This is a genomic window from Rhizobium sp. BR 362, from assembly GCF_036528765.1.
Lineage (GTDB): Bacteria > Pseudomonadota > Alphaproteobacteria > Rhizobiales > Rhizobiaceae > Rhizobium.
In genome coordinates this window covers 385326-402078 of sequence record NZ_JARWGH010000003.1, presented here as the reverse complement: position 1 = coordinate 402078, position 16753 = coordinate 385326, and the positions used below count along the sequence as shown (strand labels likewise).

Here is a 16753-nt window from a genome sequence, read left to right as displayed (position 1 = left end):
ACGAATTGTAGCGGCGCCACGATATGACTTTAACTTTGGTTCAGATTTCGATGTAATGATGCCCGCGGATTTCCCTCCGGAGCGCTGCTCCGGATCAACGCCGCCCGCCGCAGTATAAGCCTGATCAGGATAGACCATGCGAACAGACACCGGCCAGATCGTCCATCTGGCAGATTACCGTCCCACCGACTTCGTTCTGGAACGCGTGGACCTCACCTTCGATCTGCATCCGACCGAAACCAAGGTCGAAGCGCGGCTGATCTTTCATCGGCGTGAAGGTACCGACATCAAGGCGCCGCTTGTGCTCGACGGCGACGAGCTCAGCCTCTCGGGATTGCTGCTCGATCAGGTGGAGGTTCCGGTCGAACAATACGAGGCGACGGCGGAAAGCCTGACCGTCCGTGACCTGCCGGAAAGTACGCCGTTCGAGCTGACGATCACGACGGTCATAAACCCCGAAGCCAACACGCAGTTGATGGGGCTTTACCGCACCGGCGGCATCTATTGCACCCAGTGCGAGGCCGAGGGCTTCCGCCGCATCACCTATTTCCCCGATCGCCCTGACGTACTCGCCCCCTACACCGTCAATATCATCGCCGATAAAGCCGCCAATCCGCTGCTGTTGTCGAACGGCAATTTTCTCGGCGGTGCCGGCTATGGCGAAGGCAAGCATTTCGCCGCCTGGTTCGATCCGCATCCGAAGCCCAGCTATCTCTTCGCGCTTGTCGCCGGCGATCTTGGCGTCGTCGAGGATACGTTCGTCACGATGTCCGGCCGTGAAGTGGCGCTGAAGATCTATGTCGAACACGGCAAGGAGCCACGCGCTGCTTATGCCATGGATGCGCTGAAACGTTCGATGAAATGGGACGAGGAGCGGTTCGGCCGCGAATACGATCTCGATATCTTCATGATCGTCGCCGTCTCCGATTTCAACATGGGAGCGATGGAGAATAAAGGCCTCAACGTCTTCAACGACAAATACGTGCTGGCCGATCCGGAAATCGCCACCGATTCCGACTATGCCAATATCGAAGCGATCATCGCGCATGAATATTTCCACAATTGGACCGGCAATCGCATCACCTGCCGCGACTGGTTCCAGCTCTGCCTCAAGGAAGGCCTGACGGTCTATCGCGACCATGAATTCTCCGCCGATCAGCGCTCGCGGCCGGTCAAGCGCATCGCCGAAGTCCGCCATCTGAAATCGGAGCAGTTTCCGGAGGACAGCGGGCCGCTTGCCCATCCGGTTCGCCCGACGAAATATCGTGAAATTAACAACTTCTATACGACGACGGTTTACGAGAAGGGCAGCGAAGTCACTCGCATGATCGCGACGCTCCTCGGCCGCGATCTCTTCAAGAAGGGCATGGATCTTTATTTCGACCGCCACGACGGCCAGGCCGTGACCATCGAAGATTTCATCAAATGTTTCGAGGATGCGAGCGGGCGCGACCTGACGCAGTTCTCGCTCTGGTATCATCAGGCCGGTACGCCGTTGGTGACCGCTTCCGGGACCTATGACGCCTCAGCCAAGACCTTCGCACTGTCGCTTGAACAGATGGTCCCGGCCACTCCCGGCCAGGCGACCAAGGAACCGATGCATATCCCGCTGCGCACAGCGCTTTTCGCCGCGGACGGAGCGTTATTGACGCCGACGTTGGTGAGCGGTGCGGAACTGACCGACGACGTCCTGCACCTGACTTCGCGGACGCAGACCGCTGTGTTCCACGGCATTCCTTCGCGGCCGGTGCTGTCGCTGAACCGCAGCTTCTCGACGCCGATCAATCTTCAACTCAGCCAGAGCGCCAAGGACCTGGCGCTGATCGCTCGTTATGAAACCGACCACTTCGCCCGCTGGCAGGCGCTGATCGACCTTGGACTGCCGAACCTGCTGCAGGCCGCTCGCGACGCGCGCCAGGGCATTCCGGTCACTTGCGACGCAGCCTTCGTCGACGCGCTTTTGGCGGCAGCAAACGATGAGAGCCTGGAACCCGCCTTCCGCGCCCAGGCGCTCGCCCTGCCGAGCGAGGCCGATATCGCCCGCGAACTCGGCGGCAATAACGATCCGGACGCGATCCATGCCGGGCGGCAGGCCATCCTCGCGCTGGTCGCCGAAGCCGGTAAAAACATTTTCGCTGCCCTCTATGACAACATGCAGACGCCGGGCGCCTTCAGCCCGGACGCCGCCAGCGCCGGACGCAGGGCATTGCGTAACGCCGCGCTGACCTATCTGTCGCAGTCGGACAACGCGCCGGCTCGCGCCAAAGCGGCCTTTGACGCAGCCAACAACATGACTGAACTCAGTGCCGCCCTGACGATCCTTGCCCACCGGTTCCCGGAAACGGCGGAGGCCAAGGCAGCGCTTGAGGGCTTCCGCGATCGCTTCGCCGGAAACGCGCTGGTCATCGACAAGTGGTTCGCCATTCAGGCGGCCATTCCGGGCGCAGCGACCTTGGAGCGGATCCAGGGTCTGATGGAAACGCCGCTTTTCAAGCGCACCAATCCCAACCGCATGCGCGCCCTCGTCGGCACCTTCGCCTTTGCCAATCCGACCGGCTTCGGTCGTGCGGATGGCGCGGGCTATCGCTTCCTTGCGCAGGAAATCCTCGATATCGACCAGCGCAACCCGCAGTTGGCGGCACGCATCCTGACCTCCATGCGGTCCTGGCGCCTGCTGGAGCCTGTCCGCGCCGATCACGCCCGCTCCGCTTTGATGCAGATCGAACGCGCCGACAGCCTCTCGACGGATGTTCGTGATATCGTCGACCGCACCCTCAAGGAATGAATTTTGCTTGCTCCTCCGAGATCGAGGCGGGCAATTTTTGGCCCGCCTTTTTCAGCCGGAGCGAGTCTCAGCCGTCCGCGCCTTACCATTGCGAGTGCTGAAAAGTACGAAATCGCAGATGGTTAAGAAAGTTTTACCCTTCCCTCTGGACAAGGCGAATCACGAGTGATTCATTAAGGCAGATTCGGGCGAGCGGCGCAGCGAATCACACGAGGAACAAGGCTAGAGCGATGGTGGACGTGCGGCGGGCAACCGCGGCCGATGGACGGCTGCGTGTCAATTTCGACGGTCTGAAATCCTGGCATAGCGGCGTTACCGATCGTGCGGGTGTACGGGCGGAAACGGTTTCGCGCCGTTTTCCGCAGGCGGAACATATCCTGAAGCGAGTGATTCCCGTCCTCATCGTCTCCTTTCTGATGGTCGTTGCCGCCTCGCATTTTTTCGGCATGATGATGGAGCACGGGCGGATGACCGCGGCTGCGCGCAGGGCGACGTCGCTTTCCATCGCTGCCGCTTCCGCAGCCTTTTCCAACGATGCGAGCCTGTTCCAGGCAGGTGACCGCGACGGCGCCGAAAGGAAGCTTGCGGCTTACCTTCCACAGGACCGGCTCGACGACGGCGCATTCGTCCTGCTCGTGCAGGCGAGCGGCCGTGTCTTCGGCTCGTCGGCCGCCGGCTCCGCCTATATTGGCTTGACCATCGCCGATTTCTTCCCCGAGGTGTCGACCGTCAGAAGTTTCGGCGACCATGCCGGCGTGATCGAGACGATGATCGATGGCGCGCCCTTCTATGCGGCGATTTCCTTGATCGGAGACAAGGGCGATTTCGTCCTTTCAGCCGCTTCGATGGAGCAGATCGACAAGCTCTGGCGCGATGAGCTGACGCTCAATGTCACGCTTTTTGCCGGCATTTCCTCCATCCTGCTCGTCATCCTCTACGCCTACTACACCCAGGTAAAGCGCGCACGCGATGCAGACGAGATCTTCCTCGAATCCAATCTGCGCGTCGAGACCGCGCTGTCGCGCGGGCGCTGCGGTCTTTGGGATTTCGATTTCGCCAGCCGTGAATTCTTCTGGTCGCGGTCGATGTACGACATGCTCGGCCTGCCGGCTGCCGACCGGCCGCTGTCCTTCATCGATGCGGCCCGGCTGATGCATCCCGATGACAATAGCTTGCATGTACTGGCCCGCTCAGTCACCCGGGGCACCGCCGGCCAGGTGGATCAGATCCTGCGCATTCGCCATGCCAGAGGCCACTATGTCTGGATGCGCGCGCGCGCCCAGGTCATCCGCACCAATTCCGGTCATGTCCACATGATCGGCATCGCCATGGACGTCACCGAGCAGCATCGGCTGGCGCAGCGCTATGCCGAGGCCGACCAGCGTCTGGCCGATGCGATCGAGTGCACTTCGGAAGCTTTCGTGCTCTGGGACAAGAACGATCGTCTGGTCATGTGCAACGGCCATTTCCAGCAAGCTTACGGCCTGCCGGACAATGTGCTCGTGCCGGGCACCGAACGTGCCGTCGTCAACGCCGCCGCCGCCCGCCCGGTCATCGAGCGGCGTATTGTCGATCCCGGCCGTTCCAACCATTCGCAGACGACGGAAGTGCAGCTTGCCGACGAGCGCTGGCTGCAGATCAACGAACGCCGCACCCGCGATGGCGGCCTCGTTTCCGTCGGCACCGACATCACGCAGTTGAAACGCAACCAGGAGCGTCTGCGCGATTCCGAGCGCCGCTTGATGGCGACGATCAACGATCTTTCCGCCTCCCGGCAAATCCTGGAGCGCCAGAAGGCGGAGCTTTCGACCGCCAACACCAATTATCTCGCGGAAAAGGAACGCGCCGAAGCCGCCAACAAGGCCAAATCCGAATTCCTCGCCAACATGTCGCACGAGCTGCGCACGCCGCTTAACGCCATCCTCGGTTTCTCGGAAATCCTGCAGGACCAGATGTTCGGTCCGCTGGGCTCGGCGAAATACAATGAATATGCCAAGGATATTCACGACAGCGGCAAGCATCTGCTGAACGTCATCAACGATATTCTCGACATGTCGAAGATCGAGGCGGGCCACCTTAAGCTCTCCTGCGAGCGGATCGATCTTGCACCCTTGATCGAGGAATGCCTGCGCTTTACGGCCATTCCGGCCGCCTACAAGAACATCCTCGTCGAACAACGCATCTCCTCCGGCATCAAGCTGACCGCAGATCGCCGCGCCATGAAGCAGATCCTGCTCAATCTCCTCTCCAACGCCGTCAAGTTCACCAACGACGGCGGCCGCATCGCGGTCCGTACGCGCAAGGTCGAGGACGCGGTGATGCTGACGATTGCCGACACCGGCATCGGGATTCCGAAGTCGGCGCTCGGCAAAATCGGCCAGCCGTTCGAGCAAGTGCAAAACCAATATGCCAAGAGCAAGGGCGGCTCGGGCCTCGGGCTTGCCATTTCGCGCTCCCTAACGACGCTGCATCGCGGCCGCATGCGCATCCGCTCACGCGAAGGCGTCGGCACCGTGATTGCCATTCGCATTCCGGACGTGGGTTGAGCTACGCCCTCACGACTGACTGGAAAACTTTGCGCACCGCTTTCGAAAGACGCTTCAGCTCCGCTTCCAGCGTCTTGATGTCGGGGCAATCGCCGGCGCGGCAAACCAGCTCTATCAGTCCGGAAGGGGCCCTTTCCGGATCGAACGGTCCGTCGACACAGAGCCGGATCAATTGCGACAATTCGGTATAAAGATGCAGCGCCTCCAGGGAGAGGTCGAGATCGTTGCGGTCCATCAGGCTGCCGCCGAGCAGTTTCAGCGCCTCGCCGGTGCTGAGGCCATTGGCGTCGATCCCGACGCCCCGGGCGGGGGCGATCAGCCGCAGATATTGCGCGATGAATTCAATATCGATCAGGCCGCCGGGAATGAGCTTCAAGTCCCAAATGCTGACGGGCGGCTTTTCCTCTTCGATCAGACCCCGCATCTCGGCGACATCCTTGGCGATCTTTGGGATATCCCGCCTCACCGATAGCACCTCGCCGATGATCCGCTCCGCATTCAGCACAAGATCTTCATCGCCGCAGATCAGACGTGCACGGGACAGCGCCATATGCTCCCAGGTCCAGGCCTCGCCGCGCTGATATTTCTCGAAGGAGTTGATGCGTGTTGCGACCGGGCCCTTGTTGCCGGATGGACGCAGGCGCATGTCGACCTCGTAAAGCACGCCTTCCGCCGTCGGCGCGGAAAGTGCAGCCATTAGTCGCTGGGTCATGCGGGTGAAATAGCGCGTCGCATCGAGCGGCTTCGGCCCGGTGGATTCGCCGGCCTCATCGTCATAGTCGTAAAGCAGGATAATATCGATATCCGAACCGGCGGTCAGCTCGAAGCTGCCGAGCTTGCCCATGCCGACGATGGCGACGCGGCCGCCCGGATAATCGCCATGGGCGGCCTGGATTTCCTTCAGCACGGCGTTCAAGGCCGCTTCCACGATCAGATCGGCAAGATAGGTGAAGGCACGGGCGGCCATGGCGCCGGCGATAGAGCCCGTCAGCAAGCGGATGCCGATCAGGAAACGCTGTTCCGAGGCGAAGATGCGCAGCCGGTCCAGCACCTCCTCGTAATGCGCCGCCGGCGCCAGAAAACTGTTGATTCGTTCGGCCAAGTAATCGCGCGTCGGCAGTTCCGCCATCAAACCGGGGTCCAACATGCCGTCGAAAACATGCGGCTTGGCGGCGATGATTTCCGCAAGCCGCGGCGCCGAAGACATGATGTTGACGATGAGCGAGAGCAGCGCCGGATTTGTGCTCAGCAGCGAGAAAAGCTGAATACCCGCCGGCAGTCCGGAGATGAAATTGTCGAAACGCAGCAGCGCGTCGTCCGCTCGTTTGCTCTCGCCAAACACGCGCAGCAATTCCGGCGTCAATTCGGTCAGTCGCTCGCGCGCCTCGACCGATTGCGTGGCCCGATAGCGGCCATAGTGCCATGTGCGGATGACACGGGAAATATCGGAAGGACGCTCGAAGCCGAGGCGGCGGAGCGTCTTCAGCGTATCGGGATCGTCGCCCTGGCCGGTGAATACGAGGTTGCCGGTTTCGGTCGAAAGCTTGGTCTCCTGTTCGAACAAGCGGGCATAGCGCCGCTCCACTGTCTTCAGCGTCGCAACCAAGGCCTCGGAAAAGCTGGATAGATCGGAAAAGCCCATCATGAAGGCGATGCGCTTCAATTCGACATCCGTTTCGGGAAGCAGATGCGTCTGCTCGTCGCGCACCATCTGGATGCGGTGCTCGACATTACGCAGAAACCAATAGGCCTCCGTCAGTTCGTCGCGCGTTTCCGCGTCGATCCATTTCGCCTTGGTCAGCTCGCCCAATGTTTGCTCGGTGGCGCGGCAGCGCAGTGCCGGCATGCGGCCGCCGGCGATCAACTGCTGCGTCTGCACGAAGAACTCGATTTCGCGGATGCCGCCGCGGCCGAGCTTGACATTGTGGCCCTTGACGGCAATCGCGCCATGACCCTTATGCGCATGGATCTGCCGCTTGATGGAATGGATATCCGATATCGCCGCGTAATCGAGATATTTGCGAAAGACGAAGGGCACGAGGTCGCGGATGAAGGCCTGGCCGGCCGCGATGTCCCCGCCGACGGCGCGGGCCTTGATGAAGGCGGCACGCTCCCAGTTTTGCCCCCTGCCCTCATAATAGATCATGGCCGCCTCGATGGGGATGGCAAGCGGTGTTGATCCCGGATCGGGACGCAGGCGAAGATCGGTGCGAAAGACATAGCCGTCGGCGGTCCGCTCCTGCAGGATGCGCACCAGACGGCGCATCAGCCGTGGGAAGATGTCGATCGCATCCTCGGGATTGGGAACGATGCCGGCCATTTCATCGAAGAAAACGACCAGATCGATATCGGAAGAGTAATTCAGCTCCTCGGCGCCGAGTTTGCCCATGCCAAGCACGATCAGACCGGAGCCGCGGCTTGGCGTCCAGGGGTCGCGGAGGACGATCTTGCCGGTCTCGTGCGACGACAGGAGCAGATGGTCGATCGCTGCCGAAATCGAGGCTTCGGCAAGGGCGCTCAGCCAACGCGTGGTCGCCCTGCCGTCGAAAATGCGGGCGAGATCGGCAAGTGCGATCAGGAACGAGGCGCGACGTTTGGCGATGCGCAAACGGCTCATGACCTCGGATTCTGCAGGCGACGGTGCGCCTTCCTGCGCCGGCAGCCAGGCGCGGCGCGCCTCGGCCACCAGAAGCTCGATCTGCGGCGACAGCGGTTTGCTGACGGCTGCAACGAGCAGCGCCGGGTCGAGATTGGCGGTTTCGCGAAGATAAGGCGAGAGCGTCAGTGCGGCGACAATAAAGTCGCGGAGCGGACCGTCACCACCGAGAAGAGCGGCGATTGCCGGTTCCGATGCGGCAATATCCTTGAGGTCGGCGAGCGTCGCTTTCAGCTCCGTCTGATTGAGCGGACGAAGCCGCCCGGGCGGAACATCCTGCAGAAAATCGCTTTCCGTCGTCATGCAGCTCTCCTCCAACGGCGCCCATGGGTCCGATCGGACGTGCAAGGCACGCAGTCACATCTTGAATCCTGCATGATCTCTAGAATCGGAAGCCGATACAGAGATCATGCATGAGGCAATCCGGTAGGGCAGGATTAGTCTATTGTTCCTGCGTGGGGAAGATCATGGTTACCGTCAGGCCGCGAGCGTTGGGGCTGGCCGGATCGGTATCGGAAAGTTCCAGCCGCCCGCCATGCAGCTCCATCACCGCTTCCACCAAAGCAAGACCAAGGCCGGTGCCAGGCTTCGAGCGGCTTTCGTCCAGGCGGATGAAGCGTTTGACCACCTCCGTCCGCTGGTGGGCAGGAATGCCGGGGCCATAGTCTGCGACGGCGAGATTTACGGCGTCCGATGTACGCGACAGTTTAAGCACGACCGCCTGTTTGCCAGGACAGCCCGACGCATATTTGACGGCATTGTCGATCAGATTGAAAATCGCCTGGCCGATCAGCTCGCGATTGCCCTGCACCTCGACATCGGGCTCGATATCGGTCGTTAGTGACAGGCCTGCTTCCTCGGCGACGGGCTCGTAAAGCTCGGCTGTGTCCGCGACAATGGAAGAGAGGTCGACGCCGGTCATCTCCGCGGCGACGGAACCGGCTTCGACACGGGAAATCATCAGCAGCGCATTGAATGTGCGGATCAACTGATCGGACTCGCCGATGATGCCCTCCAGCGCGACACGGCGCCCTTCACTATTCGCATTGTCGAGCGCGTCGGCCGCCTTGTTGCGCAGCCTCGTCAGCGGCGTTTTCAAATCATGGGCGATGTTGTCGGAGACCTGCCGCAAGCCTTCGTTCAGTTTCTCGATGCGCTCCAGCATGGCGTTCAGCGATGCCGACATGCGGTCGAATTCGTCGCCGGAGCCGCCGACCGGCAGCCGCTGCGAGAGATCGCCGGCCATGATCTTGCGGCTGGCATCGGTCATGCGGTCAATGCGCTTCAGCGCGTTGCGGCCAATACCAAACCAGATGACGAGCGCGCCAAGGCCCATGATCGCCAGCGCCAGCATCAAGGCCTGGCGCACGAGCACCCGGAAGCGCTCCGGCTCGCCCAAGTCGCGGCCGATCAGGATGCGCAGGCCATTGTCGAGAAGGAAGATATTGGCAATCGCCAGATGCCGTCGTTCGATGTCGGGGCCGGAGTCCGTATAGCGCTCGTAGGTGAAAGGCAATTCCGTCCAACCGGCTTCCCCGAGAACGCCCGGTTGGACCGACGCGACGTTGCCTGCGAGGATATCGCCGGAGGGGCTGGCGATGACATAGAGGTTGGCGCCCGGCTGGCGCGCGCGGCGTTCCATTGTGCGCAGCAGCAGGTTCAGGCCGCCCACATCGTAGGCGCGCTTGACCTGATTGACCTCCTGCTGCACGGCATCGCGGATCTGCCCGGTCAACAACCGCTCCGACATGGCCGTTACGTAGAAGACGAGCGTGGCAGCGCAGAGCGCAAAAAGAAGGATGTAAAGGGCGGACAGGCGGACTGCAGTAGACTTGAAGAGAACGCGAAAGCGGCTCATCCCTCGTCCTTGATCATGTAGCCGGCGCCGCGGATCGTCTTCAGCAGCGGCTGGCTGAAGTCTTTTTCGATCTTCGAACGCAGGCGCGAGACGTGCACGTCGATCACATTCGTCTGGGGATCGAAATGGTAATCCCAGACGTTTTCGAGAAGCATGGTGCGCGTCACCACCTGGCCGGCATTCTTCATCAGATATTCGAGCAGGCGGAACTCGCGTGGCTGCAGCAGGATTTCCTTGCCGCCGCGGCGAACCTCATGCGACAGCCGATCAAGCTCCAGATCGCCGACGCGGTAGAGCACATCCTGTTCCGGCGTGCCCTTGCGGCGGCCGAGAACTTCGACGCGGGCGAGCAATTCGCTGAACGCGTAGGGCTTCGGCAGGTAGTCGTCGCCGCCGGCACGGAGACCGGTGACGCGGTCGTCGACCTGTCCGAGAGCGGAGAGAATGAGAACAGGCGTATGCACGCCCTTGCGGCGCAACTCGCTGATGACGGAAAGACCATCGCGGCGCGGCAGCATGCGATCGATGATGGCGACATCGTAGGCGTTTTCGGTGGCCATGAACAGACCGCTCTCACCGTCGCTCGCATGGTCGGCAACAATGCCAGCCTCGCGAAACGCCTTGGTGAGATACGCGGCAGCCTCGAGATCGTCTTCGATAATCAAAATCTTCATATGGGCGACATTACCCGTCGGCGATGCCTCAGCACAACCAGAATCGGAGGAGTTCACAGCATGTTGGCCAGCGGTTGTCATCTTCTACCTGCCCTGAAAGCAATTCGTCGATAGCCATGGTCTCGCGCGATCGCGCATCTCTGAGGACCAAGCCCTGGAAACAAAGGAGCCGCGCAAGCCGTGGCCTGCGCGGCTCCCAATTCACTCGATTGGCCGAAAAATCAGCCCGCGGTGATCGGCAGAGCGACGAAGCGGCTGCCATCATTGGACTGGATCTGGAACAGCGCACGGGTGCGGCCGTCCTTCTTCGCCTGGTCGATAACCTTGGCGATGTCACCGGCGTTGGAGACCTGCTGGTTGTTGACCGAGGTGATCTTCTCGCCTTCCTTCACGCCCTTGTCGGCGGCATCGGAGTCCGGATCGACCGCCGTGATCGCAACACCCTTGCCGTCATCGGACGGACCGACGGTGAGGCCGAGATCGGCAAGCGCCTTTTCCGACGACGGCTGCTGCGGCTGAGGCTGCTGCGAGTTATCGTCGTTCGAAGCCTTGTTCTGGTCGGCGGGCAGCGTGCCGAGTTCGACGGTGACCGACTGAGCCTTGCCGTTACGCCACAGCGAGACATCGACCTTGGAGCCCGGCTGCATCGCGCCGATGCGGCGGGCGAGATCGCGCGGATCCTTGACCGGGTCACCGTTGACGGCGGTCACGACATCGCCGTTCTTGATGCCTGCCTTCTGGCCCGGAGAGCCGTCCTGCGGGGAAACGACCAACGCGCCGCTCGGCTCGGACAGGCCGAGGGATTCGGCGATATCCTTGGTCACCGGCTGGATCTGAACGCCGAGCCACCCGCGCGACACGGTACCTGTCTTGATCAGATCGGTGACGACGTTCTTGGCGGTATCGGCGGGGATTGCGAAAGCGATGCCGACGCTGCCGCCCGACGGCGAGAAGATGGCGGTGTTGATGCCGACAACCTGGCCGTTGAGGTTAAAGGTCGGGCCGCCCGAGTTGCCGCGGTTTACGGCTGCGTCAACCTGGATGAAGTCGTCATAGGGGCCGGAGCCGATGTCACGACCACGGGCCGAGACGATGCCGGCGGTGACCGTGCCGCCAAGGCCGAAGGGATTACCGACGGCAACAACCCAGTCGCCGACGCGAACCTTGTCGTCATCGGCCCAATTGACATAGGTGAACTTCTTGCCCTTGCCATCGACCTTCAGCACGGCGAGGTCGGTGCGGGGGTCCTTGCCGATCAGCTTGGCATCGAGTTCGGTGCCGTCATTGAGGACAACAACAAAGGCCGCACCGTCAGAAACGACGTGATTGTTGGTGACGAGATAGCCGTCCTCGGAAATGAAGAAGCCGGAGCCCTGGGCAACCGGGCGCAGGCGGCCCTTGTTATCCGGCTGGCCCTTCTGCTGGCCCTGATTATGTCCCTGCTGCTGTTCGAACTGCTTGAAGAACTTCTTCAGCGGATGATCGTCCGGAAGTTCGTCGAAGCCACGGCCGAGGCCGAAGGAATCGTCTTCATCGGCCACCGGATTGACGCGCGATTCGACGCGAACGGAAACGACCGCCGGGGATACGGCATCGACGACATTGGCGAAGCTCGGAACCTGCGGAGCCTGAACATTGACAGCATCGGCATAGGAACGGCTGATTTCAGCCGGGACACCGGTGGCAAGAGCAGCGACTGCGAGGCCGGCGACGACAGAAGCTTTCATAGCAGTGCTACGGGACAACGTGTCCTTGATATTCCTGAACATATGCGAGTTACCTTTTCTTCTCTCGTCCGATTTTCCTTGAGCCGGTCGAACCGGCGGTGATGGGTTGTGGGAAGGATATAGGCCTTCGGACCTTACAGCGAACTGTCCGACCCATGAAAAATTCGTAATGTAGCGAAATGTTTTCGATGGGGTAAAGCAACCTATCGCGCAACATCACTTGCCAAGAAGCTCGTTCAGACGCGCTTCTTCCTCTGCCGTCAGCCGCGTGCCCGTTGCTTTGCCGGCGCGGCGGCGGGCATAGACGACAAGAGCGAGGCCGCCGAAAACGAGGAGAGCGGCCGGCGCACCCCAGAGCAACAGCGTCTTGTCACTGAGGCGCGGCTTCAGCAGTACGAACTCGCCATAGCGGGAAACGATATAGTCCAGCACCTGCCGATCGGTATCGCCGTTGACGAGGCGCTTGCGCACCAGGAGGCGCAGATCGCGGGCAAGATCGGCATTGGAATCGTCAATCGACTGGTTCTGACAGACCATGCAGCGCAATTCGGCCGAGATCGTTCGTGCCCGTGTCTCCAGAGCCGGATCGGGAAGTACTTCGTCGGGATTGACGGCGAAGGCTGCGGTGGGAGCAAGGAACACAAGAATGAGCAAGAGGCTCAAAAGCGCCCTTACCTTCTCCCCCGCGGGGAGAAGGTCGCGCGTAGCGCGGGTTGAAGGGGCGTTGCACCGTAAGGCTGCTTTTCGCTTACGCTCAAAGCGCGCGTCGCTGCCGCTCCTCGCCCCCCTCATCCGCCCTTCGGACACCTTTTCCGCGCCGGGGAGAAGGGAAAATTGCCACGCGCGCTTCATTCCGCCGGCTCCATTGCCGGACGAACCGGCTTTGCCTTGCGGCTCGGCGCTCCGATGCGCAGACGGCGGTCGCTGAGGGAGACGAAACCGCCCACCGCCATGACGATGGCGCCGCCCCAGATGCAGATGATAAAGGGCTTCCACCAGATGCGCACGACCATGCCGCCATCATTGGTGGGATCGCCGAGCGAGACATAAAGCTGGCTGAGACCAAGCGTCAGAATGCCGGCCTCGGTCGTGGCGGTGCGGCCGGCGGTGAAGATGCGTTTGGCCGACGAGACGTTGGCGACGGCAACGCCGCCGCGGCTGACCGTAAAGCTGGCGCGATCCTCGGTGTAATTCGGGCCGACACCCGGCTGAATGCTGTCGAAGCGCAGCGTGTAGCCGCCGAGTTCGGCCGTGCCGCCCGGCTTCATCTCGGTGATGTTTTCGGATTGGAATGTCGTGACCGCGATGATGCCAAGCACGGTGATGCCAAGCCCTGCATGGGCGAGCGCCGTCCCGAAGGCCGAACGCGGCAGACCGAGCAGGCGCCGCCACGCGACATCCCCAGCTACCTTGCCGGCACCGGCGCGATACCAGAGATCGGTGACTGCGCCGAAGAGCAGGAAGAAACCGGCGGCAAGGCCGAAAACGGCAAGCACCGGTCCGCCATGGCGGATGTAGAACAGGATGAGGCCGGCGACCAGGGCGAGGCCGGCGGCGACATAGAGCCGCTGCAGCACGCCGAGCAGATCGCCGCGCTTCCAGGAAAGCAGCGGCCCGAAGGGAACGGCGATCAGGATAGGCGTCATCAGCAGCCCGAAGGTCATGTTGAAGAACGGTGGGCCGACGGAAATCTTATCGCCAGTCAACGTTTCCAGCGCCAGCGGATAAAGCGTGCCCGTCAGCACCGTGCCGCAGGCAACCGTCAGGATGAGGTTGTTCAGCACCAATGATCCCTCACGCGAGATCGGCGCGAACAGACCGCCGGCGGCAAGCCGCGGGGCGCGCAGCGCAAAGAGCGCCAGGGCGCCGCCGATGAAGATCAGGAGGATGCAGAGAATGAAGATGCCGCGCGTCGGATCGCTGGCAAAGGAATGCACTGAGGTGAGCACGCCGGAGCGCACCAGGAAGGTGCCGAGCAACGACAACGAGAATGTCAGGATCGCCAGAAGAACCGTCCAGATCTTCAGCGCATCGCGCTTCTCCATGACAACGGCGGAATGCAGGAGCGCCGTGCCCGCCAGCCAAGGCATGAAGGAGGCGTTCTCCACCGGATCCCAGAACCACCAGCCGCCCCAGCCGAGCTCGTAATAGGCCCAGTAGGAGCCCATGGCGATGCCGAGCGTCAGAAAGGTCCAGGCAGCGAGCGTCCAGGGACGAACCCAGCGCGCCCAGGCGGCATCGATACGGCCTTCGAGCAGAGCGGCGACGGCGAAGGAAAAGCAGATCGAGAAGCCGACATAGCCGAGATAAAGCAGCGGCGGATGGATCGCCAAGCCGATATCCTGCAGCACCGGATTGAGGTCCTTGCCTTCGGCAGGCGCCGGATTGAGACGGAGAAACGGATTGGAGGTCAAAAGGATGAAGATCAGAAAGGCGGCCGAAATCCAGGACTGCACCGCGAGCACGTTGGCGCGCAACGTATCCGGTAGATTGCGCCCGAACAGCGCCACCAGGGCGCTGAATAGCGCCAGGATCAGCAGCCAGAGCATCATCGATCCTTCGTGATTGCCCCAGACACCGGAAATCCTGAAGATCAGCGGCATCAGCGAATGGGAATTCTCCCAGACGTTCAGGACCGAAAAATCGGAGACGACATAGGCGTAGGTCAACACACCGAAGGAAAAGGCAACCAGCGCAAACATGACGACGGCGCCGACCGGCGCGATGTCCATCATCGACAATTCGCCCCGCCGGGCACCGACGACCGGGATGATCGACACGATGATCGCGGTCGCAAGCGCCAGCACCAGCGCATAGTGTCCGAGCTCGATGATCATTGGCTTGCTTCCTCGCCTTTCCAGACGCCGTCCGCCTTCAGCTTGTCGGCGACTTCCTTCGGCATATAGCGCTCGTCATGCTTGGCAAGCACACTGTCGGCAACAAAGACGTCGCTGCCGGGTTCGAACCTGCCTTCCGTGACCACGCCCTGCCCCTCGCGGAAGAGATCCGGCAGGATACCATTATATTTGACTTTGATCGCGTCGGTGCCGTCGGTGACGGAAAACTGAACCTGCGTTCCCTGGCCGCGCACCAGACTGCCCTGACCGACGAGACCGCCGAGGCGGATCAGCGTGCCGGCGCTGACCGGGTTCTTGGCGAGGTCGGCCGGCATATAGAAATAAGCGACAGACTGGCTGAAGGCGAAGAGAACGAGTAGCACGGCGGCGGCGATGAAGCTCATGCCGCCGGCAATGACGGCCAGACGTTTCTGCTTGCGGGTCACTGCTGCGTTACCTCCGTCGGCAATCCCAGCTCCTTCGCCAGTGCCACAAGCTGCTTGCCTTCGTCGCCATCGGCGGGGAAAGCTTTCAGGCCGCGCTTCAGCGCATCCGCCGCGTGGTCCTTGTCATTCAACACGGCATAGGAACGGATCAACCGCATCCAGCCTTCGAAGTTCCTCGGATCTTCCTTAAGTTTGGCGTCGAGGCTTTCGACCATGCCGCGGATCATTTGCTGACGGTCGCCGCTGTTCATGGCCTCGGCGGCGGCGACCTGCTCGCTGGTCGGATTTCCAGGCGCATTGGCGTTTGCCGGCGCTGCTGCGGCCATATCGGCCGTGCCGCCGTTCTTGGCGATATGATCGTTGACGGCAGCCATCCAGGGCGCATCGGCAGGCGATTGCTTCGCCAGCGCCTCGAAGGCAGTTTTGGCTTCCGCCACCTTGCCATCCTGCTCCAATGCCAAGGCCAGATAGAAGAGCGCACGGGGATTATTCGCATCGAGCGCAAGGGATTGCTGCAATGTGGTGCGCGCCTCCGCCGTCACGACGCCGTCGGCCTTCATGATCAGAATTTCACCCAGATTGCCAAGTCGCTCCGCATTCGCGCCGAGCAGACGAATGACATTGCGGTAGGCAACCTCCGCGTCGCCGATGCGGTTGGTCTTAAGGTAGATCGGCGCCAGCACTTCCCACCCCTTGCCGTCGTCCGGATGCTGCGCCAGATGCTGCTCGACCTTGACGATCGAGATCGCGAGATCATTGCCGGGATGATCGAGACGCGCCTGCAGCGGCTGCGAAGGCAGACCGGGATCGCCCTTGGCGAGATAGAGGCAGAGACAGACGATCGGCAGCAGGACGATGATGAAGGCCTGGGAAAAGTAATGGCCGCCCGCGGGCTTTTTTTCGACACCCCGTTCGGCATTCGAAATGGCGAGAAGGCGGCGGCCGATTTCGGCGCGGGCATAGCCCGCCTCTTCCGCGGAAATCAAGCCGCCGGCGAGATCGCGGTCCAGCTCCCGAAGTTGATCGCGATAGACGGCAGCTTCGCCGGCACGACCGTCGTCAGCCACCTTTGCTCCACGCAGAAGGGGATAGAGCAGGACGGCACCGACAACGGCCGTCAGAACGGCCACGAGAATCCAGAACAGCATAGACGCCCAATACTTTAACGGGGCGCTTATTCCAACTGTCAAAGCCCCGCTGACGAAGATTTGAGGCGTTTAGCCG

At 61.6% G+C, this 16753-nt stretch carries 10 protein-coding genes; 2 read left to right on the top strand and 8 right to left on the bottom strand.

Features of this window, described 5'->3' with window-relative positions; genetic code table 11:
- Positions 1-136: 136 nt before the first annotated feature.
- On the top strand, positions 137-2785 hold the full coding sequence (gene pepN, locus QDY28_RS06415; RefSeq protein WP_331380843.1) for an aminopeptidase N: 2649 nt from the start codon (positions 137-139) through the stop codon (positions 2783-2785).
- Positions 2786-3015: 230 nt separating this feature from the next.
- Entirely contained in the window at positions 3016-5331 is a 2316-nt protein-coding gene (locus QDY28_RS06410; protein WP_331380842.1) for a PAS domain-containing sensor histidine kinase, read from the top strand.
- 1 nt (position 5332) lies between these two features.
- Here the strand turns inward: QDY28_RS06410 and QDY28_RS06405 are convergent, their stop codons facing one another.
- The 8 genes from QDY28_RS06405 to ccmI all read right to left on the bottom strand — a co-directional run bounded on the left by QDY28_RS06405 (position 5333) and on the right by ccmI (position 16677).
- Complete coding sequence (locus tag QDY28_RS06405; protein WP_331380841.1) at positions 5333-8290, bottom strand: bifunctional [glutamine synthetase] adenylyltransferase/[glutamine synthetase]-adenylyl-L-tyrosine phosphorylase; 2958 nt, start codon at positions 8288-8290, stop codon at positions 5333-5335.
- 139 nt (positions 8291-8429) lie between these two features.
- The gene (locus QDY28_RS06400) at positions 8430-9845 is read right to left on the bottom strand and encodes a sensor histidine kinase (protein WP_331380840.1); all 1416 of its coding nucleotides are present in this window, start codon (positions 9843-9845) and stop codon (positions 8430-8432) included.
- On the bottom strand, positions 9842-10600 hold the full coding sequence (locus QDY28_RS06395; protein WP_028750829.1) for a response regulator transcription factor: 759 nt from the start codon (positions 10598-10600) through the stop codon (positions 9842-9844). The genes QDY28_RS06400 and QDY28_RS06395 overlap by 4 nt, the downstream gene beginning before the upstream one ends.
- Before the next feature lie 140 nt (positions 10601-10740).
- Positions 10741-12288, bottom strand: coding sequence for a Do family serine endopeptidase (locus tag QDY28_RS06390; RefSeq protein WP_331380839.1), 1548 nt, complete (start codon positions 12286-12288; stop codon positions 10741-10743).
- A 174-nt stretch (positions 12289-12462) separates the two neighbouring features.
- The gene (locus QDY28_RS06385; RefSeq protein WP_331380838.1) at positions 12463-12909 is read right to left on the bottom strand and encodes a cytochrome c-type biogenesis protein; all 447 of its coding nucleotides are present in this window, start codon (positions 12907-12909) and stop codon (positions 12463-12465) included.
- Positions 12910-13094: 185 nt separating this feature from the next.
- The gene (locus QDY28_RS06380) at positions 13095-15083 is read right to left on the bottom strand and encodes a heme lyase CcmF/NrfE family subunit (protein ID WP_331380837.1); all 1989 of its coding nucleotides are present in this window, start codon (positions 15081-15083) and stop codon (positions 13095-13097) included.
- Positions 15080-15529 (bottom strand): cytochrome c maturation protein CcmE, encoded by a 450-nt coding sequence (gene ccmE, locus QDY28_RS06375; protein WP_028750825.1) that lies wholly within the window; start codon positions 15527-15529, stop codon positions 15080-15082. The genes QDY28_RS06380 and ccmE overlap by 4 nt, the downstream gene beginning before the upstream one ends.
- Complete coding sequence (gene ccmI, locus QDY28_RS06370; protein ID WP_331380836.1) at positions 15526-16677, bottom strand: c-type cytochrome biogenesis protein CcmI; 1152 nt, start codon at positions 16675-16677, stop codon at positions 15526-15528. The genes ccmE and ccmI overlap by 4 nt, the downstream gene beginning before the upstream one ends.
- Between the last annotated feature and the right edge of the window lie 76 nt (positions 16678-16753).

Coding starts and splice junctions, on each gene's coding strand:
- ccmI (WP_331380836.1), bottom strand. CDS start 16,677: ATGCTGTTCTGGATTCTCGTGGCCGTTCTGACGGCCGTTGTCGGTGCC.
- QDY28_RS06400 (WP_331380840.1), bottom strand. CDS start 9,845: ATGAGCCGCTTTCGCGTTCTCTTCAAGTCTACTGCAGTCCGCCTGTCC.
- QDY28_RS06405 (WP_331380841.1), bottom strand. CDS start 8,290: ATGACGACGGAAAGCGATTTTCTGCAGGATGTTCCGCCCGGGCGGCTT.
- QDY28_RS06380 (WP_331380837.1), bottom strand. CDS start 15,083: ATGATCATCGAGCTCGGACACTATGCGCTGGTGCTGGCGCTTGCGACC.
- QDY28_RS06410 (WP_331380842.1), top strand. CDS start 3,016: ATGGTGGACGTGCGGCGGGCAACCGCGGCCGATGGACGGCTGCGTGTC.
- pepN (WP_331380843.1), top strand. CDS start 137: ATGCGAACAGACACCGGCCAGATCGTCCATCTGGCAGATTACCGTCCC.
- QDY28_RS06395 (WP_028750829.1), bottom strand. CDS start 10,600: ATGACAACCGCTGGCCAACATGCTGTGAACTCCTCCGATTCTGGTTGT.
- QDY28_RS06390 (WP_331380839.1), bottom strand. CDS start 12,288: ATGTTCAGGAATATCAAGGACACGTTGTCCCGTAGCACTGCTATGAAA.